This window comes from Enterococcus haemoperoxidus ATCC BAA-382 (genome assembly GCF_000407165.1).
In the GTDB taxonomy this organism is placed as follows: domain Bacteria; phylum Bacillota; class Bacilli; order Lactobacillales; family Enterococcaceae; genus Enterococcus_L; species Enterococcus_L haemoperoxidus.
On sequence record NZ_KE136479.1, the window covers coordinates 1,111,753 to 1,135,714 of the forward strand.

The window sequence follows — 23,962 nt, forward strand, 5'->3', positions numbered from 1 at the left end:
ATATGGACGCTAAAAATAAACAACAGAAGTTAAGTTTAGGAATTGTATTGATTTTGATTGCAGCTACTTTGAGTAGTGTGGGACAATTAGCATGGAAATTTGGTGCCGATGGCGCTGGTACTTATGCAATCGTCCTTTATGCAGTTGGTTTTTTAGCAGCAGGAGCAGGAATGTTTTTTATGATGGCTGCTTTTCGATATGGTGAAGTCTCTATTTTACAACCGATGATGAGTTTGGGGTTTGCGTTGTCGATTGTTTTAGGGGCATTATTTTTAAACGAAAGTATCACTTGGTATAAATTATTAGGAACTGCCTTCATTATTGCAGGTTCGATCCTTTTAGGTATCGAAGGAAATGAGGAGACTGTATGATCAATTACGCAGCGATTCTGACGATTCTGGTGATTACGACTTTTTCCGGAAGTGCCGGTGCTTTGGCTTTGAAAAAAGGAATGAATGATCTTCCGCAATTAAGTCTTAAGTTGGTATTGATGAATGGTTGGATTTATTTAGGTTCGTTCTTATACATTTTAAGTGCGGTAACCAATATTTTTTTATTAAAATTTTTGGACTATTCAATTGCTTTTCCAATGACATCATTAACGTATGTTTGGACCGTTATTATTAGTTATTTTATTTTTAATGAAAAGCTGACTGTTCGAAAAGTTTTAGCAGTAATTTTGATTATTATTGGTGTTTTTGTTATCAGCCAATAAAGCGTCTCATTGGTAATGAAATCATTCTAGTTGTACTATAGATTTATAAACAACAGGAGGGGTTACTATGACCGTGAAATCAAAAGGAATTGATAAAATCAAATTATTGCAGGCAGTAACAACGATCGTGACAGGAGTTATCATGTTGAATGCAGTATTGAAAGCAAAGAAAAAATAGATAAAATCACTAGCAAGCATTACTGCAGTTGTTCTTTTGAAGAGCAACTGCAGTAATGCTTTTTTTACAACAAATTGGGAGATTTTTAAAAGGTTGCAATGCTTAGAAACTTATATACTTAAATAAAAATTAGGTTTTTAAGGAGGGAAAAGAGTGAATAAAAAAATCAAAATTATACTATTTTTTATAATAATGTTGGTACTTTTATCAGGTTGTGTCATCGTGAGGATGTAAGGAGGAAAATGATGAAAAGAACGATCGGTTTAGTGTTTTTTTGCTTGTTTTTATTGACTGGCTGCAAAATTGAATGTAACAGTCCGCAAAGTGCTAGAGACGACAATTATGGAGTGGGGGCTAAAGGCAGTTACAGTAGTGAAAGTAACTTAGATGACAAAACTAGTGGTACTCTTATATCAAAAACGGGTACAGGGGATGAAATCATTCCAAACTTGGCTTTTAAAAAAGGACCAGTGGTTATGTCACTTATGTATGAGGGAAAAGCCAAATTTACGGTAAAAATGTTGGACAGCAATGGCGATACCGTAGAAATTTTAGTCGATAAAGTGGGGAAATATTCTGGGAAAAGGATTGTCAAGATTCCAAAAGATGCAGATAATTATATTCTAGAAATTCAAGCTGATGGTAACTGGCAAATAGAAATATAAAAGTTGGGTGAGAGTGAAAAATTCTAGCCGCTATGTATTCAAATAGCGGCTAGAATATATTTTTATTAAATTAACGAATACCTAAAGCAATCCTAGCATAACGTGACATTTTATCAGTCGTCCAAGCGGGATACCAGACCAATTTTACTTCTGGATTTTTTACTTCAGGAATCTCTTTTAACGCTTCATGAATCTGCTCAGTAAGAACATCAGCTAATGGGCAACCCATAGTAGTTAAAGTCATCTTGATGACAGTATCGCCGTTTTGTGCGAAGTCAACTTCATAAATTAATCCTAAGTTTACGATGTCGATTCCAAGTTCAGGGTCGATCACTGTTTCTAGAGCGGTTAAAATCTGTTCTTTGATATCTTCAATCTCTTCAGCAGACCATTCTTGATTTGTTTCAGTCATTGTATCTACTCCTTTTTAGTAGTCGTCCGTTATCATTATTAAAAAAATTATTGCAACAACGGCACTCCTTTACAGTTTGTTCTTTTCATATAATACCTTTTTTTAAAGGCTTTGTAAATGAGAATCTTTTTCAATGACCTAGTATTGAAAAGGGGTAGTAGTAGGCCGTGAGCTAAAATTGTAAGGTGAATAACATCAACTCATTTTCAGTAGCGTTGAGAATATTATGTTGGGTAAACGCTTCTAAAAATATCGCATCTCCTTCATGCAAAATAAGCACTTCATCTTTCAACTCAATCGTTGCTTCACCTTTTAAAACGTAATTAATTTCACAAAGATTATGAGCAATTTTTCTACCGCTGGATGATGATTGAGCATCAATATAAATTTTTGAAATGACCATATTGTTAGTATGTACAGGTAAATTGAACAAAGTATCATAATAAGTAGAGTTCGTCTGCCACGGATTATAAATCGTACCAGAGGAGTTACGAATCACTTTATAGCCATTTTCAGAAGTTTCACCATCTTGTATCACTTGCGGTGCCTCATTGGCTAAAAGATAAGCAACCGTGACATCTAAAGAATCAGCGATTTTTCTTAGAGCTTCAAGGGATGGTCGATTAGTCCCACGTTCGATTTGTGATAAGAAACTGGCGGAATAGCCGGTCTTTTCTCCTAGTTCAGTTAATGTAATCTTTTTTTCTTTCCGTAAATTCTTGATTTTTCTAAATTCCATCGGCAGCCGTCCTTTGCATAGAGTCCTTTTTTCAATCATATTATCTCGAATTCGTTACAAAATTACAAGCACTTGAATTTCAATTAAAAAAAACACATGACAATCTCATTATTATGTTGACATTTACATAGAGTAAACTTAAAATTGTAACCAATAATTCAAATTTTGAAGTAAAATTTAATTCAAAATTAAAAAAAGAATGTTAATTGTATCCTTTGGACGGATTTAATTTTTTTAATAAGAATTAGAAATTAGTATAAAAACAAGTATTAAATTAAACATTGGAGGAAATGAATTGAAAATAACAAAAATCAACGTAGCACCAAAAGCAGTAAAGTTAAAGGAACCGATCACGATTTCACTTGGAACGATTGAGTATTCAATGAGTGCAATCGTTGAAATTGAAACGGATGAAGGAATTATTGGCTATGGTGAAGGCTCACCCGGAATACTGATTACAGGTGAGACATTAAAAGGGACAACGGAATGTATCCAATTATTTGAAAAGAAATTATTAGGTGTTGATCCATTAGATATTGAAAAAATTCATAGTATTATGAATTCTGTAGCGGCACTTGCACCTTCTGCTAAGACTGCGATCGATATTGCATGTTATGATTTATTTGGAAAAAAAGCTAATTTACCTGTTTACAAACTTTTAGGTGGTTTTGATTCATCTGTTAAAACAGACATGACCATTGGAATCGATAGGCCTGAAAGAATGGCTGAAAAAGCAAAACTAGCTGTCTCACAAGGGTTTGACACGTTGAAAATCAAAGTAGGTACAGGATTTGATGAAGATATTACCCGTATCAAAACAATTAGAGAAGCAGTTGGCAGTCAAATAAATCTGCGTCTGGATGCCAATCAAGGTTGGCAACCCAAAGAAGCTGTAAATACGATCAATCATCTAGCGCAATACAATATTGAATTAGTTGAACAACCAGTGGCTTATTACGATATTGAAGGATTGGCTTTTGTTACAAATAACGTATCAACACCAATCATGTCAGATGAAAGCTGTTTTAATTCAAAGGATGCTTTACGTTTGATTAAAGCGCGTGCAGTCGATTTTGTGAATATCAAGCTAATGAAATGCGGTGGTATTCATGAAGCGTTGAAAATCAATAGTATTTGTGAAGCCGCTGGAGTTGAATGTATGATCGGCTGTATGGTAGAGGAAACGAATATTGGTGTGACTGCTGCTGCACATTTAGCTGCGGCAACGAAAAATATTACAAGAGCAGACTTAGATGCGACTTTTGGATTAAATGAAGTAGTTATTCCAGGTGGTGTCGGATTAGAAGCAACAAGTGTAATTACGTTATCTGATAAAGCTGGTTTAGGTTTGAGTAAATAAGAGAGGAGCTTGTCAAATGTATTATGATTTAAAATATATGAGTGTTCCATTACCAGAAGATATAGTCAAATTAAAAAACTATGGTGATTTTGATGGTGCGGGAAAGTTGATCGAACACCTATTATCTAATGAATTACCACAGGCGTTGAGAAAACGTCTGGAAATCGAACAAGATATTATCCGGATTGTTGGAATCAATGAGTATCCATTTGATTTTGTTGAAGCCAACAAGATGATGAAAGAAACATTCAAAGATTATCAAGAGCAGGAGTTAACGGAATTAAAAGAAACAGGAAAAGTTGATTGGCTATATATTGATGGCAAAATTCATTTTCAACGTCGCTTTTTAATGAATTTAATTAAGACACAAGCTGATTACGAAGCAAGACTAATCGTTAAAGAAGACAATGAAGTTGATCGTTTGAGAAAGCAAGAGCTGACCCAGAATGTTCAAATAATGAAAGAACAAGGGGGCAGAAAAGTTAAAATTCATTTGAAAACAAGTATTCAAGTGAAAAAAGAATATGAGCGCCCGGGAGAAATAGTTAAAGTATACTTACCAATTCCTAAAGATTGCAAACAAGTATCTGATATTCAAATCCTAAAGACAACGCCAGAGGCTACCTTTATTGCACCAGAAAAAGAAGCGCAACGCACGGTTTACTTTGAAACAGTTTTGAAAGAAGATCAGGTCTTTTCAGTGGAATACAGTTATACAAATCAAGTTGATTATGTCGTACTGGATCCAGAAAAAGCATCAGAACTACAACCAGAATTTGAACTCAGTGAAGAACTACCGCATATTCGCTTTACTCCATACTTGGAGAAATTATTGGAAGAGATCTTGTCGGGTGAAACGAATCCAATTAAAAAAGCACGGAAAATCTATGATTTTATTACGACAAAAGTCAATTATTCATTTATGCGGGAATATTTTACGATCGATAACATCTCAGAGTATGCTGCGGTCAATTTAAAAGGGGACTGTGGCGTTCAAGCTATTTTATTCATCACGTTATGCCGAATGGCAAATATCCCGGCAAAATGGCAATCAGGCTTGTATGTGTCGCAATACTATACTGGATGTCATGACTGGGCACAATTTTACGTGTCACCTTATGGTTGGGTTTTCGCAGATTTATCATTTGGAGGCGGGGCACGAAGAAATGGCGATTTAGATCGTTGGAATTATTACTTTGGTAATCTAGACATTTTCAGAATGCCGGCTAATAGTGAAATTCAAACAGATTTCAACCCACCAAAACAGTTTTTACGAGCAGATCCAATCGATAATCAGCGAGGAGAATTCGAATATGAAAACCAAGGACTTCCTTATGCTTACTTAGAGGTGAAACAAGAGTTGGTTTCAATGGAAGAACTTGTGTAATAAATAAAAAAGAGAAGGAAAAGGTGGAACGTATGAAAAAAGGGTTAAAACAAAGTATCGTATTAATTACAACAATGCTACTGCTATCGGCTTGCGGGGGAAATACAAGCGATAAAACAGCAGATAGTAAAGACAAAAAGGATACGACTAGTCAAAAATCATCAAAAGTATTGAATTTAATGGAAGCTTCTGAAGTAGGATCGATGGACACGATTTTTACTCAAGATGAGCCCAGTGTAAATGCACAATCCAATGTATTTGAAGGACTTTATCAATTAGATGAAAAAGACAATGTCATTCCAGCAGTAGCAAAAGAAATGCCGGAAATCTCAGAAGACGGTAAAACATATAAAATCAAGCTAAGAGAAGATGCAAAATGGTCGAATGGTGACAAGGTAACAGCAAATGATTTTGTTTTTGCTTGGAAAAAAATGGCTGATCCGAAAAATCAAGCTAATTACTTTTTCTTAATGGATGGTACGATTGAAAACGGGACAGAGATTGTAAATGAAGAAAAATCAGCAGACGAACTAGGTGTCAAAGCCTTAGACGATTATACACTTGAAATCAAAATGGCAAAACCAGTAACTTATTTCACATCTTTACTAGCATTTTCACCATTTTTCCCGCAAAATGAAAAATTTGTGACAGAAAAAGGCAAAGAATATGGAACATCAAGTGAAAATATCGTCTCTAATGGACCATTCTTAATGGAAAATTGGGATCAATCATCAATGTCATGGGATTTAGTTCAAAATCCAAATTACTACGATGCAGACAAAGTGAAATCAGAAAAAATTCACTTTGAAGTTTTAAAAGAAACAAATACAGTGTTCAATCTATATGAATCGGGCGAATTAGATGTCGCGATTCTTACAGGTGATTTTGCAAAACAAAATAAAGATAATCCAGACTATGAAGCAATTCAACGCTCAAAAGTCTACTCTTTGAGAATGAATCAAAAACGAAATGACAAACCATCAATCTTTGCAAATGAAAATGTTCGTAAAGCTGTTGCATATGCACTCGATAAGAAAAGTTTAGTAGAAAATATTTTAGCAGATGGTTCAAAAGATATTTATGGCTATATTCCAAAGGATTTCGTTTCGAATCCTGAAACAGGAGAAGATTTTAGAAAAGAAGCTGGTGACTTAGTCAAAACAGACGAAAAATTAGCTAACGAATATTTAGAGAAAGCTAAAAAAGAATTGAACGGCGATGTAACGATCGAATTGTTATCTAAAGATGGTGATGGCGATAAGAAAGTGGCAGAGTTTATTCAAGGACAATTAGAAAAAACTTTACCAGGCTTAAAAATCAATGTAAAAACAGTTCCTTTGAACAATTCGATCGAACTAATGAAAAAAGGGGACTATGAACTTTCTGTCAGCATGTGGGGACCGGATTACCAAGATCCAATGACGTTCTTAGAAAGCTCAGTCAGTACAAAAAATAAAACAAGTTACCGCAGCGAAAAATATGATCAGTTGATTGATGATGCATCGAACAAATATGCGAATGAACCTGAAAAACGCTGGGAAACATTGATTGCAGCAGAAAAAGTGTTAGTTGAAGAAGATGTAGCATTGATTCCATTATATCAACAAGCAAGAGGACAATTAGTCCGTCCTGGTGTTGAAGGAATCGAATACCACAACTTTGGGGCAACCAGCACTTACAAAAATGCGTATATCAAATAATAAATGACTGAAGCTTTAAAACTTTACTAAAAAACCAAAAGTCTTCTAACAGAAATACTTGACCTCGAACAGATTTGCTTGTATTATACTACTTGGGCACCTTTGAGAAGGTCAGAAGTTTACAACGAATTCCAGCTCCCTATTCTTTTTGGATAGGGAGCTTTTGTTTTTATGGATATAAGAAACAGGATCTGTTGTTTACTCATCTCTACAAATCTATTTTGAGAAAGGGTTTTTTTATATTATGACAAAATATATCTTTGTTACAGGCGGCGTAGTTTCTTCGATTGGGAAGGGTATTGTTGCAGCATCTTTAGGGCGTTTATTAAAAAATCGCGGCTTGAAAGTAACGATTCAAAAATTTGATCCATATATCAACGTGGATCCAGGAACAATGAGTCCTTACCAACACGGAGAAGTTTTTGTCACAGATGATGGTGCCGAAACAGATTTGGATCTTGGTCACTATGAACGATTTATTGATATCAACTTAAATAAATTTTCTAACGTGACAACAGGAAAAATTTATTCAGAAGTATTAAGAAAAGAACGTAAAGGTGAATACTTAGGTGCAACTGTACAGGTTATTCCACATATCACAAATGAAATCAAAGATAAAATCATGCGTGCAGCTAGCATGACAGATGCTGATATCATTATCACAGAAGTTGGTGGAACGGTTGGAGACATTGAGTCACTACCTTTTTTAGAAGCATTGCGTCAGATGAAAGCAGAAGTAGGCAGTGATAATGTGATGTACATCCATACAACATTGATCCCTTACTTAAAAGCAGCCGGCGAAATGAAAACTAAACCAACACAACATAGCGTAAAAGAACTACGCAGTTTAGGGATTCAACCAAATATTTTAGTTGTTCGTACAGAATTACCTGTTTCTCAAGGAACAAAAAATAAATTAGCTCAATTTTGTGACGTAGCACCAGAAGCTGTTATTGAGTCACGTGATGTAGAAACACTATATTCTATTCCTTTAGCACTACAGGCGCAAAACATGGATCAAATTGTTTGTGATCATTTAAAAATAGATGCACCAGTTGCCGATATGACGGAATGGCGTGCACTAGAAGAAAAAGTATTAGGCTTGAAGAAAACAACTCGAATTGCCTTAGTTGGGAAATATGTAGAACTTCCTGATGCTTATCTTTCAGTGGTTGAAGCGTTGAAACATGCTGGTTTTGCGTTTGATTCTGATATTGCGATCGATTGGATCGATTCACAAGAATTAACGGAAGAAAATGTTTCAGAAATTTTAAAAGATGCTGATGGAATCCTAGTACCAGGTGGATTTGGTGATCGTGGAGTAGAAGGGAAGATTGAAGCAATTCGTTTTGCTCGTGAAAATGATGTCCCATTCTTAGGTATTTGTCTAGGCATGCAAATGGCTTGCGTTGAATTTGCCCGAAACGTTGTAAAACTAGAAGATGCAGGTTCCGCTGAAAACAATCCTGAAATCCTTAATAATATTATTGATTTGATGGCCGATCAAGAAAATATTGAAAATCTTGGTGGAACATTACGTTTAGGATTATATCCTTGTAAACTAAAAAAAGGCAGTGTTACTGCGGCTGCTTACGATAATCAAGAAGTTGTTCAAGAACGTCACCGCCATCGTTATGAGTTCAATAATAAATACCGTCAATTATTTGAAGAAAACGGCTTAGTCTTTTCAGGTGTTTCACCAGACAATCGTTTGGTTGAGATTGTTGAGTTACCAGAGAAAAAATTCTTTGTTGCTTGTCAATTCCATCCAGAGTTGATTTCTAGACCAAATAGACCACAACATTTGATTAAGGGGTTTGTAGAAGCAGCTTTAAATAATCAATAATTAATAAACTAAGAGAGTGGGACAATAATCAGAAAAAATCTGATTATTGCCCCATTTTTTTGATTTTAGGGTACACAAAAAGCACACAACCTTGTAAGATTAAAGTGACGAAACCCAACCAAAAAGGAGCGTGCTTTTATGTTTAAAAATTATACCATCAATCAAACAACTTTACCATTAGATATGGAAAAATATATTCCTGAAACCGATGTCGCTTTTGCGGTCAACGCCTTAGTAGAAGCAATCCCTCAAAAGCTTTTCGATCAAATAGAACAACAACTCGGACGTCCGGCTTATCACCCCAGAATGATGTTGAAAATTATTCTTTATGCCTATACACAACGTGTTTTTTCTGGAAGGAAAATTGAATTTCTACTAGATGATAGCTATCGTATGCGTTGGTTAGCCAACCACGAACAAATCAGCTACCGCACAATCAACCGGTTTAGAAGCCACGAGACAACCGCTCAACTTTTAGCTGAAACCTTTGTCTTATTTCGTCGTCAGTTGATTACGAATCGAGTCATCGACAACGAAGCCATTTTTATCGATGGTACAAAAATAGAAGCCGATGCCAATAAATTCAGCTTTGTTTGGCGGAAAGCGACCACTCGGTACGAGCGGACTTTAGACGAAAAATCCGAAGCCTTCTATCAAGCTCTTTATCAAGAAGAGATCCTGCCCTATTTAAAAGAAGAACGTCAATCCGATGGATTGACAAGCGACCAATTAGAAGAAGTCGCTCATCATTTAGAAGCAGAACTCCATGAAACAGAAGCACAATTAACACATGAAAAGCGCAAAGAAAAACAAAGCCAATTAAAGAGAAAAAGAAGAACGTACAAAAAATATCTCCGAAGAGTGCAAGCAGATTATCTACCAAGAAAACAAAAGTACGAACGCTACAATCAACTGTTTCAAGACCGCAACAGCTTTTCAAAAACGGATACAGACGCTACATTTATGCGGATGAAAGACGATTACATGCGTAATGGACAGTTGAAACCAGGCTATAACTTACAAATCGCTACAGAAAATCAGTATGTCCTAGCCTATGATCTCTTTCCAAATCCAACCGACACAAAAACCTTAAATCCATTCTTAGACAGCTTTTTAGCGCAACATAAAGAACTACCAGAATATATTGTGGCCGATGCTGGGTACGGTAGTGAAGAAAATTATATGTATATCAACGATATTCTGCATAAAACTCCTTTGATTACGTACGGCAGTTACCACAAAGAAAGTAAAAAGAAATACAAAGAAAATCCATTTAACGTTGAAAACTGGCTCTATCTTGAAGAGCAAGATGAATATAGTTGTCCAGCGAAACGTCCAGTTAGTTTCAAAAGATATAGCCGACGAAAAGATAAAGGTGGGTTTGTACGAGATTTCAAAGTCTATGAATGTGAAGACTGTCGGGGGTGTCCAATCCGTAGTCAATGTACGAAAGCCAAGAGCAATCGAAATCGGCAAATTCAGGTCAACAATTCATGGCGTTATTTCAAATCAGACTGTAAAAAGAAGCTTTTAGATGAAAAAACAGGTTCGATTTACCGAAAACGGAAAATCGATGTCGAACCAGTGTTTGGTCATCTAAAAGCTCAATTGGCGTTCCATCGTTTCCATTTGCGTGGAAAACAAGGAGCGAAGATTGATATTGGGCTAGCGTTAATGGCCTTAAATTTAAGAAAATTAGGGAACTATATGGAAAAGAAAGCACGTAAAAAGAAGAAAACTAGTCTGATTTTGACACTAATCATCAAAATCAGGCTAGTTTTCTTTTTTAGAAGGACTATTGTCCCAGACTCTTTTGTTTTTATATCAGCCAGGAGAGGATCTTCTTCTAGTTGCATTATTTTGTATAACAGGTGGCGTAGAGGATTCTTGCGGCGGTTCACTGCTTGGCAAGACCTCGGTCGGCGTGGTTGATGCCGGCGGTTCTGTTTGTTGAGTAGAAGAAACAGGTGGCTCACTTGGTTGAGTTGATGATGGTTCTGTTTGTGAAGGTACAGTCGAACTACTCGTTGTTCCTGGTTCAGAACTTACAGGATTTTCCCAAGATGAAGAGCTTGTATTACCAGTGTTTGACGGCAATAACTGTTCTTCGTAAGCGCCTTTTACATATAGTTCACTACCAGAACGTATAACACTGTCTGGCATAACCCAGTCATCATTAGAGACACCTTCTGAAAGGTAAGTCATCATTTCTCGGTAAACATCAGAAGCAGTTCCCCAATATTCGTATGGAATAGGCGTTAAGCGCTGCTTATAGCCTGTCCAAACAGAAACGGCATAATGAGGTGTATAACCAACGAACGTGCTGTCAGGCGCAATGCTAGAGGATGCAGAGGCACCTATTTTAACTAGATCATCATCTGTGTAGTTGGCGGTTCCAGTTTTACCAGCTTGAATCAATCCCGGAACTCCTGCATTAAAGGCCGTACCACCAGAGATAACATCTTTAAGCATGTCAGTCATCATATAAGCAGTTGAGTCTTTCATAGCACGTTTACTTTCAGTTTCAGTTACATCCTCTGAACCATCTTGATAGACTACTTTGCTAACGTAATAAGGTTTATTGTAGACACCCATATTTGCAAAAGCCGCATAAGCCGCAGCCAATTTTAAGGAAGAAACACCATATTTATTACCACCAAGTTCACTGGTATTACTAGATATAGCATTTGCAGCAACGAAATCTTTGAACTCAATCCCTAAATCTTTAAGGAACGCTGCGGATTTGTCACTACCGACAGCATCGAAAGTTCGAATTGCCGTTGTGTTACGAGAATACATGATAGCTTTACGCATTGTTAAAGCACCATAGTATTGCATATCAGCATTTGTAACTTCAATGTTGGTTCCTTCATAGGTCGTCGGTTGATCCATCATAATACGACCGGTTGAGTAGTTTAAGTTTTCAATGGCAGGACCGTAATCTGCAATTGGTTTCATCGTTGATCCAACATCGCGATCGGTTTCGATTGCTAAATTACTACCGAGTTGGACATCATCAGGAATATTTCGACCACCGATTTGAGCTTTAACTTGACCCGTTTTTACATCGATCACAGTCGAAGCAACTTGGAATTCTGGATCAGGATACTCTACATACGTATCACTATTGATGATGTCATAAAGGCGTTTTTGTGCGTTCATATCAAGGTTGGTATGAATGTCCAAGCCATCTGTGTAAGGATTTTTACCCATACTTTCTACTTCAGCGATAACTTCTCTGATATAGTTATCAACGATTTTACGGTTTTCATTAGACTGTTTTAAAGGTTGTAAACCGTCAGCAATCGGAGTCGCTTTAGCATCGTCGTATTCTTTTTGTGTGATTTTATCATTTTCTTTCATTGTGTATAACACAACGTCACGTCGTTCTTTAGCGACATCAGGTTTTACATAAGGATCATAGTCATTTGGTGCTTGCGGCATTCCAGCTAATAGCGCTGTTTGTGGAAGGCTCAACTCAGCCAATGGTTTTCCATAATAAGCTTGAGCCGCTGTTTCCATACCGTATAAACCATTAGCCATATATACCTTATTGATATAGTAGGTCAAGATTTCTTCTTTTGATTTTTCTTTTTCTAACTGCATTGCAAGCCAAGCTTCTTGTGCTTTTCTTTTAAGGTTTTGATCTTTTTCTTTTGTGGAGAAGTAAGAAAGCTTGATCAATTGCTGTGTCAAAGTACTACCACCTTGAAGACCACCTGTTTTAAAGTTTGAAAAAGCAGAACCTAGTATTCGGATCGGATCAACACCGCTGTGTTTGTAAAAACGTTTATCTTCAACTGAGACAACCGCATCTTTAAGTAACTGAGGTACATCTGTAGGTTTGATCATTTCACGTTTTTCAGCGCCTAATTCTTCAAAAACTTCATTATTGGCATCGTATAACTTTGACGAAACCGTTGCGCTTAGTTTATCGTCTTCTAATTTAGGTGCATCTTTGGCATATGACCAAAACAAACCTACACCAGCTAGAAGACCCAAGATACCAAGCAGAACTAAGCCTAAAAATATTTTTAATAGGATTCGTTTTTTCTTTGGTTTTTTGCCGCCATTTGACGGTGTGTTTTCAGTGCCGTTAGATACAGGAGTATGTCCGTGTCTTGCAGCACGTGATCCTATTTCATCAGTTGTCATTAATCGCAACTCCTTTGTTTGATTGAATATGTTGCCGGACTGCATCTAAATATGGAACTCTAGGTGCAACGCCAATTTGGATCTCTATTCCATTTTTTTCAATAATAGATAAAGGCAACGATTTTTTTCCAGTACTTTCTTGCTCTGACCAATAGGTTACTAATTCCTCTCCGCTAAAAAAGAAACATCTATTCAATGAAGAGAACCACAATAGAACAAAGCAAATTCCTTTTTGCGCCAAACATTGCTGGATATGATCGATTTGGTGTTGGTGAAAATTTTTAAAAGGAAAGGAGGTTTTGTTTTTTGTTTCCTTAGCCTCAAAATCCAGATAATATCCGTTGTAGACACCATTATAATCGGTTGTAGAAGCTTGTCTAAAATAAGCTTCTTTGATCACTGCAGCGCTACGGCTAGGGTAATCAACCTTGACAATTTGAACGGGGGTAGGCTTTTTATGGACGACTGCTATATTGCGCGATAAATAAAAAGCATTGCTTTTGTTGATTTCTTCTTCGAAATCCATTCCTCGTTTGCCAAATTGAATTGATTTTTGTTTTTTTACTTGTTTTTTTGATTTAGGTGCTTCATGATTATTATAGGGAGTACCATTAGGATAATGAAAAGCCATTTCTATCACACTCCTAGCCAACATTATAACAAAAAATCTTTATGAAAGAAAAGGAATGTCTATGGAAAACGTAAAAACACTTTATGTGACTGGTTATAAAAGCTTTGAAATCGGGGCTTTTCAAGACAATGACCCTAAAATTACAGTTATTAAAAATGTATTAAAAAAAGAAATTATGGGGTATTTAGACACTGGATTGGAGTGGGTTTTGGTTTCTGGCAATCTTGGAACAGAGATTTGGGCGGCAGAAGTTGTAGCAGAATTGAAAAATGATTATCCAGAATTAAAATTAGGACTGATTTATCCATTTAAAGATTTTGGTAGTAATTGGAATGAAAAAAATCGTGCAAATTTAGAAAAAATTGAACTTTTAGCAGATTTTGTAGATTCGGTGAGTCATCAACCATATAAATCTCCTGCACAATTAAAAATGCATACCCGCTTTTTATTAGAACATTCAGGGGCTAGTTTATTAGTCTATGACAAAGAATATCCAGGGAAAACGGAGTATTTTTTAAAGGATGCTGAACTTTTTTCTGAGAAATTTCCTTATGAAATCCGCTTGATAACAATGGATGATTTACAAAACTCGATGGATTCGTGATAATCTGTTTGATTTTCTGATCATTTTCCGATACAATAATGCTGTTGAACTATGAACTTTTATCCTAATCAAAGAAAATAATGAGGTGTAAGTATGGCAAATTTAGTATACAGTCCAAAAGATATTTTACAAAAAGAATTTAAAACAAAAATGCGCGGTTATGATCCAGTAGAAGTTGATGAATTTTTAGATAACGTTATTAAAGATTATGAAGCGTATAACAAAGAACTTTTAACTTTGCAAGAAGAAAACAACCGTCTCTTAGCTAAACTTGATCAAGCTTCTAAAGTACAACAAGCAATGCCATCACGTAGCGCACAAGAAATGCCTAAAAGTGCTGCTGTTACAAACTTTGATATTTTAAAACGTTTGTCAAATTTAGAGCGTGAAGTATTTGGCAAAAAGCTAGATGATACTCCTGCTTCAAATCCTATTTCAGGCATGAGTCATTCTAATCCATACGAAAGCAATCTTCACAATCCGTATGAACGTGAAATAGACAACTCAGAAACACGTCAATTTTAATTGATCGCATCAAACATTTTGTAATTTTCGGGTGATCGCGGTTTGAATTTATTCAGGCTGAGGAAAGTCCATGCTCGCACAGGCTGAGATGTCTGTAGTGTTCGTGCTTAGCGAAATCATAAGCTAAGGTACTTGATTTTGTGAAATCTGTAAGTTTTCGGACAAACTGATTTTGCTTTTTAGAGTAACGGCAGGAAAAATGACTAAGGTTTCGGCTATGTCAAAGTACCCTTGAAAGTGCCACAGTGACGAAGCAATTTTGGAAACGGAATTGGTGGAACGCGGTAAACCCCTCGAGCGAGCAACCCAAACAATGGTAGGGGCGCTCTTCTAAAGGAAATGAACGAGTAGAAGAGGCAGATTAATTTCTGCAGATAGATGATGACCATCGAGTGTCTTTCCCTGAGAGGCATTCGATACAGAACATGGCTTACAGAAAATTACAAGTATTCAGGATGACCTTCCAACTTTGTTGTGAAGGCTTTTTTTAAAGTAAGAGATAGTTTTTAATGTAGATAAAGCAATGAATAGTTCTTAACGATAACAAGAACAAGAGGAGATATAATGACAAAAGAAAAAACATTTAAACTTGTTGCAACGGCAGCAAGTGGTTTAGAGGCATTAGTAGGTAAAGAATTACGTGATTTAGGAATTCCTTGTGAAGTGGAAAATGGTAAAGCTTTGTTTGAAGGGACAATGGAGACAATCGCGACAGCTAACTTATGGTTAAGAACAGCCGATCGTATTAAAATCATTGTTGGTGAATTTGATGCGTTTAGCTTCGATGAATTATTTGAAAAAGTCAAGGCGTTGCCTTGGGAAGATTATTTGCCGATGGATGCAGAATTTCCAGTAGCTGGAAAATCAATTAAATCTAAATTGTACAGCACACCAGATTGTCAATCAATCACTAAAAAAGCAATTGTTAATCGTTTAAGAGAAGTATATCATCGCCCAGCAACAGTACCTTTGGCTGAAACAGGTGCCTTTTTCCAATTAGAAGTTGCTCTTTTAAAAGATCATGTAACGGTAACAATCGATACGACTGGGCCAAGTTTATTTAAACGTGGCTATCGTATTGAAAAAGGTGGAGCGCCTTTAAAAGAAAATATGGCAGCGGCTTTAGTAACTTTAACGAATTGGCGCAAAGATCGTCCGTTTTATGATCCGGTTTGTGGATCGGGTACGATTTGTATTGAAGCAGCTTTGATCGGTCATAATATTGCACCAGGCTTTAACCGTGAATTTGTCTGTGAAACGTGGGATTGGTTTGATTCTGCTATTTTTGAAAAAGTCCGTAAAGAAGCAGATGAGAAGGCAGATTATGATATCAAATTAGATATTATGGGATCAGATATCAACGGAAAAATGATTGAGATCGCTAAAGCAAATGCCGAAGAAATTGGGTTAGGTGATTCTATCACATTTAAACAACTAGCTTTACGCGACTTTACGACAGAAAAAGAATATGGCGTAATGGTTGCAAATCCGCCTTATGGGGAACGTTTAGGTGAAGAAGAATCTGTGCGCAAATTATACAAAGAGATGGGCGAAGTTTTCCGTCCACTTAAAACTTGGAGTAAATACATTTTAACGAGTGATTTAACGTTTGAGCAATATTATGGTGCAAGAGCTACAAAGAAAAGAAAATTATACAACGGGGCTTTACGCACTGATTTGTTCCAATATTGGGGAGAAAGACCACCAAGAAAACCAAGAGAAGAGTAGGTGAAGTGATATGAAAGAACAAGAATTTTTAAACGAAATTAAAGAGATCCAACTATTAAATCAAGCGATTGGCTTATTAGAATGGGATAGTCAAACCGGCATGCCAGAAGCTAGCAGTCCTTTCCGTGGAGAATCTGTTGGATATATCTCAGGGATGGCTTTCGAACGAAGTGTAGGGCCTAAAGTTCAAGAAGCGTTAGCTTATTTCGAGACACATTCTGATGAATTATCAGAAGTTGGATTAGCAGTCTACAAAAAAGTGAAGGAAGACTATGAGCTAAATCACAGTATCCCGGCAGAAAGAATGCAAGCATATAACACAGCATTGACTAACGCTCATACAGCATGGTTGCAAGCTAGAAAAACGAAAAACTTTGCTGAAATGAAAAATGAAATCCAACTAATTATTGATTTTTTAAAGGAATTTATTCCTTATTGGAAAAAAGATGAAGCCACAAATTATGATGTTTTACTAAACCAATATGAGCCAGATTTGACTGTTGAAAAATTAGATCAAATTTTTGCTCAGGTGAAAACGGGCATTATGGAAATCAGAGAAACAGTTGCTGAGAAAGGTATTGTTCCACGTACAGATTTCTTATCTAGAGAAGTTTCAAAAGAACAACAGAGGACCTTTGTATCAGGAGTTGCAGAGCAATTAGGATATGATTTTTCACGTGGGCGTTTAGATGATACTGTCCATCCGTTCATGTTGGCGTTAAATCGTAATGATGCACGAATTACGACTCGTTGGGATGAAACAGATTTCACTATGGCAACTTTTGGTATCATTCATGAAGCAGGTCATGGAATTTATGAGCAAAGTATCGATCCAAAATATGATTATACGCCACTTTCAACAGGAGCATCGATGGGAATCCATGAGTCTCAATCATTATTTAACGAAATTATTATCGGCAGTAATAAACAGTTTTGGAAAAAACAATTTCCGTTTTTTAAAGAATGCACTGAAGGTACATTTGATGATATTGATTTTGAGACCTTTTATGATTCTCTAAAAGAAACAAAAGCTAGTTTAGTGCGTATTGAAGCGGATAGTTTAACGTATCCACTTCATATTATTATTCGTTATGAAATTGAAAAGATGATTTTTAATGAGGACGTTTCAGTCGATGATCTACCTCAAATTTGGAATGACAAATATGAGGAATATTTAGGGATTCGACCAGAGAATGATTTAGAAGGGATTGTACAGGATGTTCATTGGTCTGGGGGGAGTTTTGGCTATTTCCCATCTTATGCATTAGGGTATATGTACGCAGCTCAGCTACGTCATGCAATGGGCAAAGAAATTGACGTAGATACTGTTTTAGCAAGTGATGATTACTCTTCTATTAAAAACTGGTTAACAGAGCACATCCACCAATATGGCGCATCAAGAAAGCCTAACCAATTGATTTTAGATGCGACTGGAGAAGCATTGAATCCGCACTATCTAATTGATTATATGAAATCTATTTATTATGATGTATATAAAATCAAAGAATAACTAATTTTTCTAGCAACAGAAACGAGGGAGCAGTTATGTTATCAATCAATGAATACCTGAAAGCCGGTGAAACGACTGTCTCCAATTTGGTCATTGAGAATTATCAAAAAATTGGTTTGACAGATGAAGAATTTTTGTTTTGGCTGCAGTTGTTCCGTTCCCAAGTAAAAGGTGATTTATTTCCTGATTTAGCTGAAATCAGTCAAATAATGGGGAAATCAATCGATGTTATTTATAAATTGATGAATCAACTCGTTTCACGCGGATTTTTGATCATTGAAACAAAACAAAATGATCAAGGTCAAATGATGGATACATACGATTTATTGCCAATATTTGAAAAAATTGATCTTTTACAACAAAAGCAAACGGAAAAACAAAAAGAAATGACATCAGAAGAAACAATCAAACAGCTTTATCAAGGATTTGAAAAAGAGTTTGGTCGCCAATTATCTCCAATCGAGTTAGAGATGATTGGTCAGTGGTTAGAAACAGATCACTACCAACCAGAACTTATCCGACTGGCATTAAGAGAAGCTGTGTTAAATCAAGCCTATAGCTTAAAATATATCGATCGGATTTTATTGGCCTGGGAGCGTAAGAATATTACGACGAAAGAGCAAGTAGCTGAAGATCAAAAACGTCGAAAACAGGCGCTGATCCAAAAAGAAATTGAAGAACAAGGAGCTCAAAGTGAGCCGATTCCCAAAGTTACTTTACACAATTGGCTTAATCCAGAAGATAGTGAGTAGGAGGTAGATAAATGCTTTCTAAAGAGAAAACAATGGAAGCAATAGAAATAATGTATGATATGTTTCCAGAAGCAGCGTGTGAACTCACGCATAGAAGTCCATTTCAACTATTGATTGCTGTTATTTTAAGTGCTCAAGCAACGGACGTTTCTGTGAATAAAGCCACACCTGCATTATTTGCCGCATATCCAACACCTGAGGCACTTGCGGCAGCTCCCTTGGATGATATCATTCAAAAAATTAAAACGATTGGTTTGTATCGAAATAAAGCAAAGAATATTAAAGCTTGTGCTGCACAATTATTAGATCAGTTTGATGGAAAAGTACCCGAAACTCGTGAAGAGTTAGTTTCTTTACCAGGTGTCGGTCGCAAAACGGCTAATGTGGTAATGGGAGATGCGTTTGGAGAACCGGCTATCGCAGTGGATACTCATGTTGAACGGGTGTCAAAACGTTTACGAATTTGCAAGCTTGATGCTAACGTAATGGAAGTCGAACAAACATTGATGAGAAAAATTCCTAAAGAACTATGGGTCAAGACGCATCATACGATGATTTTTTTCGGCCGTTATCACTGTTTAGCACGAAATCCTAAATGTGATATTTGTCCGCTTTTGTATATGTGTCAAGAAGGAAAAAGTAGAATGAGCGCAAAATAAATAGAGTGACGTAAAACAGATAACTGTTTGCGTCACTCTATTTATTTAGATTATTTTAACCAATCCCAATAACAAAATGGAACAGTTTATCTGAATAGGTTAACTCGTCTAAATCAGTTTTGATCGTTTCATTAAGTAATTTCAATTCATCTGTAACAATACCGTCCACACCATAAAACATCATCCGTGTCATTGTATCTTGATCATTAACAGTCCAAGCATAGACTTTTTTTCCATCATTATGGGCTGCGCTGATAAAATTACGATTTAAGGTTGTATATTCCATTGTAAAGAAATCTACATTGGAAACAGGTGGCCCTACAATGTTAAATGGAAGAATGTAGCCAACGTAAAAGTCTGGTTCTTGTTCCTTTAACTGAGTCGCTGTATCAAAAGTTAATGTATGAAGAATGTGTTTTTCCGATAAAATAACTTTACGATATTTTTCAGTAAATCGTTTAACAAGGTCGGGACTGTCTTGTGGTGTTGTTTTGATTTCAATCAGTAACTTTTGATTTAATTGCTTGGCTTTTGCGAGATACTCATCGAATGAGCAGACTTTAGCCTTCATACCGTTTTCTTTAGCGGTCAACTTGACAAGTTCTGCTAATGTAAGTTCATTTGGACGCTTATTTACACCGGTAAGATTTTTTAGATTGAAGTCGTGCATGACAACAAATTGTTTATCTTTGGTTTCTTGTATATCCATTTCTATATAAGTAGGATGTTCTAAGCTTGTTTTTTCTAGGGCAGGTAAGGTGTTTTGGACACCATTTGCTGCATCGACTCCTCTATGAGATATTGTTAGAGGTTCAGTGACAGAAGGATTACTTAAATAATTAGTATTATAAGTTCCCACACCAATCCCAAAGAGAGCTGCGGTAAAAGCGAATAACCCTATTTTAAAGACAGACCATTCTTTTCTTGCTTGTTTTGGCTGATCAAAAAACCATTGTGGTAACTCAGGCAAAAAGCCTTCATCATCCATATAGTCGATCGTAATATAAAATATCCCCACGGTGGAAAAGATAATGTTCATAAGTAATATAAATTGTAAAAGTGTCATTGCAACAACAGCGCTGACTAACGCATAACTTGGAAACGTTGTTTCAATGATTGCTTGAACACTTAGAATTACCGTATAGCTTAGAACAAAAACCAAAAGAATACTGCCACCAATTACAATAAACTGGCCTAAGATTTTAAAGAAATGGTTTTTGGTTGAACGCCAACTTTCTTTCACGGCTTGACGGAAAGGAACATCTCGTAAAATCATTTCAGGCAATGCAAAAATCAAACGAATAGAAAGATAAAAGAACAGCAAATAACCTAAGACAACTAAAGCAATAATTGTTACACGATTAGCAAAGATAAAATCCATAATAAATGCTGGAATTTTTATTTTAGCTAATAAATCCGAATTAAAACCTAAACCACTAAGTGGTAACACTAAGAAAAAATAGAATAGAAAAAAAACTATCGTACTAAATCGAATTTTTTTAAGTTGAAGAATTGTTCCTTTAAGCAAATTTGTTAGAGAAATCGGTTCTTTTTTCTTTATAAAAAAAATGCTCAAAAGTAAAAAAGTAAATTCAAAGAAAACTGCAATCACAATTGCTAACAGTACAACAATCAAGGCGATCAATACACCTGGATGTTTAGCAAAGATAATTGGAATGGTATCATAAGATAGATAGTCTATTTTCCCTTGTCTTAATATAAAACGAGTGGAGCTGGCTAAAAGAGGGAGTAACACAAACAGCATAAACCCATGCATCAATAAAACATCGCGAAAATAGGCTGATGTACCTGCAAAAAAATCAATCATATTTTTAAAACTATTTTTTAAGTATTTCATTATTTAAACCACCCTTACAATACTAAAATAAAAGAAGATAGGATACTGTTGCATCCTATCCTAATTATGATTTTATTATATATTTTTAAGCTTTAAAAGCCCAGTAAACCGTTTAAGAATGTACCACCGTATATTAAAGCTAAACTATACAAGAAAATTGAAACGGGTTTTGCTAAGATAATAATCAATGTAAATTTCTTTAAAGACATCTTAGTCAAACCAGCCATTAAACAAAGTGCATCATCTGGCGCAATGGGTAGAAAAATAGCTAAAGCGAAAAGACGTTCAAAGCGTTTTTCATTATCTAACCAGCCAATATACTTGTTATAAGTTTTATCACTAACTAAACTTAGAATAAATGGTTTCCCGTATTGACGACCTAAGAGGAAAATAATCACAGAACCAATTGCGATTCCTACGTAATTATAGATAAATCCTGCAAAGGGACCGAATATCAGAACACCTGCAGCACAACTAATGCCGCCTGGTATGATTGGAATCACCACTTGAATGATCTGGATCAACATAAACAATATAGGACCTAAAATAACAGAGTCACCGACTAATCCTCTCAAAGCGTCTACATCTTTAAAAACACCTAATCGTATAAAATAAATGGTCACAGCAATCGTTGCTATAATACCTACGATTGAAATGCAATTAATAATTTTTCTTGAAAGCGCGATGCTCATGTCTATCATCTCCTTAATTTAAAAGTGTAACAGGATCGTTCAGTCTCGTAGAAAATATGTAATATGATGCTTTTTGTCACAGACAATGTTTTATCAATTTTTCTAGAGACTAGTCAGAAAGCTTGATAAAGTAACTACCTTCAGTATAAAAGTCTTCTTCTTATTTTACCATTGTTATTTATCAAATTTCACGAACAAAGTTGTAAGAATGAACTTGTTACGATTATTATACAAAGAACTTACGTTAAATACATCCTACTTTAGCCCTAAATAAAAAAATAACTGAGTGTTTCCTATTTACAAGAAACAATGAGAGGATTATAATTGTTTTAAGGATTATGGTGCACCTAAAAATATAATAATATAAACCTGATAATTTTAGTTGGAAGAAGGATTTACATGAAAGAAGAGAAAAATGAAGCAGAAAAGTTGTTGGAATATGCAAATGGACCTAGTTTAGAAGAAATCAATAATACCGTTGATGTACCAAAAAATGCTAATTTTTGGCGAACATTGATGGCCTATAGTGGACCTGGAGCACTTGTGGCAGTTGGGTACATGGATCCAGGAAATTGGATAACATCAATCGCTGGTGGTGCAGAGTACAAGTATGCATTACTGAGTGTCATCTTATTATCAAGTTTGATTGCGATGTTACTTCAAAGCATGGCGGCTAAATTAGGAATCGTAACAGGAAGAGATTTAGCTCAGGCGACTAGAGAACATACAAGCAAAAAAACAGGGTTTGTTTTATGGATCATTACTGAACTTGCAATTATGGCAACGGACATTGCTGAGGTAATCGGTGGTGCGGTGGCATTGCAATTATTGTTTGGTTTTCCATTATTAATCGGCGTATTGATTACAACATTTGATGTTTTATTGTTATTGCTGTTAACGAAACTAGGTTTCAGAAAAATCGAAGCCATCGTCGCTTGTTTAATTGCAGTTATCTTTTTTGTTTTTGCATATGAAGTAGCACTGGCTGATCCAAATATTGGTGAAGTACTACGTGGCTTTATTCCAGATACAAAAATTGCTAGTGACAAATCCATGCTATTTTTAGCATTAGGGATTGTAGGGGCAACGGTTATGCCGCATAATTTATATTTACATTCATCCATTGCTCAGGCAAGAAAATTCGATCGTAATGATGATAAAGAAAAAGCGAAAGCCATTCGTTTTACGATTTGGGATTCGAATATTCAATTGACCGTTGCCTTTATTGTTAATTGTTTGTTGCTGATTTTAGGTGGTGCTTTGTTTTATGGAACGAATAGTGATTTAGGGAAGTTTGTGGACTTGTTTGATGCATTGAAAAATCCTGATATCGTTGGGAATATTGCAAGCCCGGTTTTAAGTATCCTATTTGCGATAGCGTTGCTTGCTTCAGGTCAAAACTCAACCATAACTGGGACACTTTCAGGACAAATTGTTATGGAAGGGTTTATTCACTTGAAAATGCCGTTGTGGATGCGTAGAGTCGTAACACGCTTGATTGCGATCGTACCTGTAATTATTTGTGTGATTCTTTATGGCGGTAGAGAATCAGCGGTAGAGGATTTATTATTGTATACTCAAGTATTTTTAAGCATCGCATTACCAATTTCGATCATTCCTTTAACAATGTATACAAGTGATAAAAAAATCATGGGTCGTTTTGCGAATCCAATGTGGGTGAAAGTTTTAGCTTGGGTCATTGCAATTGTGTTGACAGCATTGAACCTATTCTTGATTTATGGCACACTGACTGGTATGAATGCTTAATAACGAACAAGAAAGCGATTCTTGATTGAATGGCTTTCTTTTTTATGTATATATAATAGAATTCAATCTACAGAAATGG

General features: G+C 35.8%; 20 protein-coding genes, 1 other RNA gene and 1 pseudogene. 16 read left to right on the forward strand and 6 right to left on the reverse strand.

Annotated features, from left to right (window positions below):
- The first annotated feature begins 2 nt into the window (after window positions 1–2).
- From I583_RS05220 to I583_RS05230, 3 genes are all read left to right on the forward strand, one after another.
- Window positions 3–371 (forward strand): EamA family transporter, encoded by a 369-nt coding sequence (locus I583_RS05220; RefSeq protein WP_010761564.1) that lies wholly within the window; start codon window positions 3–5, stop codon window positions 369–371.
- Complete coding sequence (locus I583_RS05225) at window positions 368–715, forward strand: EamA family transporter (protein WP_010761563.1); 348 nt, start codon at window positions 368–370, stop codon at window positions 713–715. Before I583_RS05220 ends, I583_RS05225 begins: the two co-directional genes overlap by 4 nt.
- A 423-nt stretch (window positions 716–1,138) precedes the next feature.
- Complete coding sequence (locus tag I583_RS05230; protein ID WP_010761561.1) at window positions 1,139–1,558, forward strand: hypothetical protein; 420 nt, start codon at window positions 1,139–1,141, stop codon at window positions 1,556–1,558.
- A gap of 70 nt (window positions 1,559–1,628) precedes the next feature.
- Here the strand turns inward: I583_RS05230 and I583_RS05235 are convergent, their stop codons facing one another.
- Entirely contained in the window at window positions 1,629–1,970 is a 342-nt protein-coding gene (locus I583_RS05235) for a metal-sulfur cluster assembly factor (protein WP_010761560.1), read from the reverse strand.
- A 172-nt stretch (window positions 1,971–2,142) separates the two neighbouring features.
- Window positions 2,143–2,709 (reverse strand): helix-turn-helix domain-containing protein, encoded by a 567-nt coding sequence (locus tag I583_RS05240; RefSeq protein WP_010761559.1) that lies wholly within the window; start codon window positions 2,707–2,709, stop codon window positions 2,143–2,145.
- A gap of 295 nt (window positions 2,710–3,004) precedes the next feature.
- Between I583_RS05240 and I583_RS05245 the strand changes: the two genes are divergently transcribed.
- From I583_RS05245 to I583_RS16430, 5 genes are all read left to right on the forward strand, one after another.
- A complete protein-coding gene (locus I583_RS05245) occupies window positions 3,005–4,069 on the forward strand; it encodes a mandelate racemase/muconate lactonizing enzyme family protein (RefSeq protein WP_010761558.1) in 1,065 nt (354 codons plus the stop codon).
- Window positions 4,070–4,085: 16 nt separating this feature from the next.
- A complete protein-coding gene (locus tag I583_RS05250; RefSeq protein ID WP_010761557.1) occupies window positions 4,086–5,456 on the forward strand; it encodes a transglutaminase-like domain-containing protein in 1,371 nt (456 codons plus the stop codon).
- Window positions 5,457–5,488: 32 nt separating this feature from the next.
- Entirely contained in the window at window positions 5,489–7,156 is a 1,668-nt protein-coding gene (locus I583_RS05255) for a peptide ABC transporter substrate-binding protein (RefSeq protein ID WP_010761556.1), read from the forward strand.
- Between the two features lie 244 nt (window positions 7,157–7,400).
- The gene (locus I583_RS05260) at window positions 7,401–9,002 is read left to right on the forward strand and encodes a CTP synthase (RefSeq protein ID WP_010761555.1); all 1,602 of its coding nucleotides are present in this window, start codon (window positions 7,401–7,403) and stop codon (window positions 9,000–9,002) included.
- A gap of 138 nt (window positions 9,003–9,140) precedes the next feature.
- Window positions 9,141–10,934, forward strand: a complete 1,794-nt coding sequence (locus tag I583_RS16430) for an IS1182 family transposase (RefSeq protein ID WP_010761554.1) — start codon at window positions 9,141–9,143, stop codon at window positions 10,932–10,934.
- On the opposite strand, the gene I583_RS05270 is transcribed toward I583_RS16430, so the two are convergent.
- Together I583_RS05270 and recU are read right to left on the reverse strand one after the other, a co-directional pair.
- Window positions 10,827–13,157, reverse strand: a complete 2,331-nt coding sequence (locus tag I583_RS05270) for a PBP1A family penicillin-binding protein (RefSeq protein WP_010761553.1) — start codon at window positions 13,155–13,157, stop codon at window positions 10,827–10,829. The genes I583_RS16430 and I583_RS05270 overlap by 108 nt on opposite strands.
- Window positions 13,147–13,788: a Holliday junction resolvase RecU gene (recU, locus tag I583_RS05275; RefSeq protein WP_010761552.1), complete on the reverse strand. Its 642-nt coding sequence runs from the start codon at window positions 13,786–13,788 to the stop codon at window positions 13,147–13,149. The genes I583_RS05270 and recU overlap by 11 nt, the downstream gene beginning before the upstream one ends.
- Window positions 13,789–13,849: 61 nt before the next feature.
- Between recU and I583_RS05280 the strand changes: the two genes are divergently transcribed.
- From I583_RS05280 to nth, 7 genes are all read left to right on the forward strand, one after another.
- Window positions 13,850–14,392 (forward strand): SLOG family protein, encoded by a 543-nt coding sequence (locus I583_RS05280; RefSeq protein ID WP_010761551.1) that lies wholly within the window; start codon window positions 13,850–13,852, stop codon window positions 14,390–14,392.
- A 93-nt stretch (window positions 14,393–14,485) separates the two neighbouring features.
- Complete coding sequence (gene gpsB, locus I583_RS05285) at window positions 14,486–14,917, forward strand: cell division regulator GpsB (RefSeq protein WP_010761550.1); 432 nt, start codon at window positions 14,486–14,488, stop codon at window positions 14,915–14,917.
- A gap of 23 nt (window positions 14,918–14,940) precedes the next feature.
- An RNA gene (gene rnpB, locus I583_RS16435) (RNase P RNA component class B) lies at window positions 14,941–15,355 on the forward strand.
- A gap of 126 nt (window positions 15,356–15,481) precedes the next feature.
- A complete protein-coding gene (locus tag I583_RS05290; protein ID WP_010761549.1) occupies window positions 15,482–16,645 on the forward strand; it encodes a THUMP domain-containing class I SAM-dependent RNA methyltransferase in 1,164 nt (387 codons plus the stop codon).
- A 10-nt stretch (window positions 16,646–16,655) separates the two neighbouring features.
- Window positions 16,656–18,155 (forward strand): carboxypeptidase M32, encoded by a 1,500-nt coding sequence (locus I583_RS05295; RefSeq protein WP_010761548.1) that lies wholly within the window; start codon window positions 16,656–16,658, stop codon window positions 18,153–18,155.
- Window positions 18,156–18,190: 35 nt separating this feature from the next.
- On the forward strand, window positions 18,191–18,907 hold the full coding sequence (locus I583_RS05300; protein ID WP_010761547.1) for a DnaD domain protein: 717 nt from the start codon (window positions 18,191–18,193) through the stop codon (window positions 18,905–18,907).
- A gap of 11 nt (window positions 18,908–18,918) precedes the next feature.
- A complete protein-coding gene (gene nth, locus I583_RS05305) occupies window positions 18,919–19,566 on the forward strand; it encodes an endonuclease III (RefSeq protein ID WP_010761546.1) in 648 nt (215 codons plus the stop codon).
- A 55-nt stretch (window positions 19,567–19,621) separates the two neighbouring features.
- Here the strand turns inward: nth and I583_RS05310 are convergent, their stop codons facing one another.
- Together I583_RS05310 and I583_RS05315 are read right to left on the reverse strand one after the other, a co-directional pair.
- Window positions 19,622–21,424 (reverse strand): glycerophosphoryl diester phosphodiesterase membrane domain-containing protein, encoded by a 1,803-nt coding sequence (locus I583_RS05310; RefSeq protein ID WP_010761545.1) that lies wholly within the window; start codon window positions 21,422–21,424, stop codon window positions 19,622–19,624.
- Between the two features lie 92 nt (window positions 21,425–21,516).
- Window positions 21,517–21,906 (reverse strand): annotated as a pseudogene (locus I583_RS05315) (TVP38/TMEM64 family protein); the annotation flags it as partial.
- Between the two features lie 609 nt (window positions 21,907–22,515).
- On the opposite strand from I583_RS05315, the gene I583_RS05320 reads away from it, so the two are divergent.
- Window positions 22,516–23,883 carry an Nramp family divalent metal transporter gene (locus I583_RS05320; protein WP_010761543.1) on the forward strand — a complete coding sequence of 456 codons (1,368 nt, stop codon included), beginning with the start codon at window positions 22,516–22,518 and terminating at the stop codon, window positions 23,881–23,883.
- The last annotated feature ends 79 nt before the right edge of the window (window positions 23,884–23,962 follow it).